We start from the raw sequence: 1958 nt of genomic DNA on the forward strand, positions 1-1958 counted from the left end.
GCGACGGGTGGTCTAGGAAACGTGGGTAGCGATCCGCGGTCGCTGGCCCTTGATGCTACGGACTGGCTGGGTGGTCGTGCGTCGGATGACCTTGGTGTCGCCGTCGGGTAGGTCGATGGCCAGGGTCGTCTCCGAGACGGTCACGGTGACTGTCTGGTGTCGGTGCAGCCGGCCGAGGGCGACCTTCTGGCCGGCGACCATGATGATGCCGCTGTTGGAAGCCCTGCGTTGCACTCGGACGGGTTCGGTCGAGGGTCGTGGTGGGGGTCCGGCTGGTCGGGCGCCGCGTAGGCGTTTCATCTGTTCTGGTCGGAGTGGGTTGGTGCGGGTGCGCAGCAGTTCGCGGGTGTCGAGGTCGTAGAACATGAGGGTGGTCGCTTCGATGCGGATGCCGACGCGGCGGCCGGCGAGGATCTCTGCGGCCAGGACGATGTGTTGGCCCAGGGAGACGCCGCCTCGGTTGACGCAGCGTTCGACCTCGATGGCGTCGCCGTCCTCGATCGGTGGCAGAGGTGCGGGGCCGGCCGGGACGGCGCCCTGACGAACGAGGGTGGCCAGGTCGTTGACGCTCAGGTGGGACCGGACGGTTTTGATGCGGATGCCGGCGATGAGGACGTGGATCAGGTCGCAGTCGGCCCAGATGCGGGCCACCATGCCGGCGCGGTGGGTGCCCATCCAGAACTGGCGTTGGCACACCATCAGGTTGCCTGATGCCGGGACGACCCGGTCGAACTCCACCGGCCCACCCGGATCCGCCACCGACGGCTGGACCTGGACCGGTGGTGTTGCGGTTGCCACCGGCTGGGCCGGGCTGGCGGGGACGGGGTCGAGGGTGGGTGGCAGCCACAGGTCGACCAGGGCACGTTGCTGGGCCGGGGCGGGCTGGAACCGGTCAGCGGGGGTGACCGGCGTTCGTGTGTCGAGGGCCTGGTGGGGTCGGTCGGTGTTGTAGTGCAGGACGTATGCGTCCACCGCGGCTTGGGCTTCGGTCAGGCTGGTGAACGGCTGCGCGGTGTCGAGGAAGTCCGGGCGGACGGTGCCGTGGAACCGTTCGACCTTGCCGTTCTGGTTCGGCGAGGCGGGTGCGGTGAGTCGGTGCGTGATGCCGTTGTGGCGGCAGATCTTGTCGAACAGCACCTCACCGGTGCGGGGACGGTACTTGCCGAACCGGTCGGTGAACTGCTTGCCGTTGTCGGTGATGATCTCCTCCGGAACCCCGAACCGGGCCAGGGCTTCCGCCAGGGCCAGACACACCGCCCGGCCGGTGGCCCTCTCGACGACCTTGGCGATCACGCAGTACCGGGAGTGGTCGTCGACGGCGGTGACGAGCTTCGCCTCCCGCAGCACACCGGTCGCGGGATTGACCAGCTGCACGCCACCGACGATGTCCATCTGCCACAACTGCATCGGCGCAGGGCGTTCCCACCGCTTATACGAGTCCTTCGGCCGTTTCCGGGGCCGGACCCGCAACAGACCCTGCCGCTGCAGAATCCGGTCGATCGTCCGCTCCGACGGCACCGCCAGATCCTCGACCACCCACGGCCCGGCCTTGCGCAGCATCTCCAACCGGATCCGCCGCGACCCCCACCGAGGATGCTCCCGACGCATCTCCGCCACCGCGACCTCAACCGCCTCCGCCACCTGAGCGGGACACGAGTGCGGCCGATGCGACCGGTCGACCAACCCGGCCAACTGCTCAGTGAGATACCGGCCCACCCACCGATGCACCGTCGACCGATGCACCCCGAAGCTGGCGGCCACCTCCATCACATCCGACCCGGCCAACACCGCACGAACCGCGTCCAACCGCTGCTCGACAACCGACAAGACAACCAGCGCCAATCCCGGCCTCCCCGAGTCCCGACGCCCCGCGGAGACGTCGGGCTCAGAGTGCCGAAACGGACCACTGTCGCAGATCACCTGGCGGACGCGTGTCGCACATCAGCCGACGGAGGACA

At 68.7% G+C, this 1958-nt stretch carries 1 protein-coding gene; it reads right to left on the reverse strand.

Annotation, left to right across the window (positions count from 1 at the left end):
- Nucleotides 1-12 precede the first annotated feature (12 nt).
- Complete coding sequence (locus C8054_RS31500) at nucleotides 13-1920, reverse strand: IS481 family transposase (protein ID WP_255563047.1); 1908 nt, start codon at nucleotides 1918-1920, stop codon at nucleotides 13-15.
- Nucleotides 1921-1958 lie beyond the last annotated feature (38 nt).

The organism is Micromonospora sp. RP3T (genome assembly GCF_003027925.1).
GTDB lineage: Bacteria > Actinomycetota > Actinomycetes > Mycobacteriales > Micromonosporaceae > Micromonospora.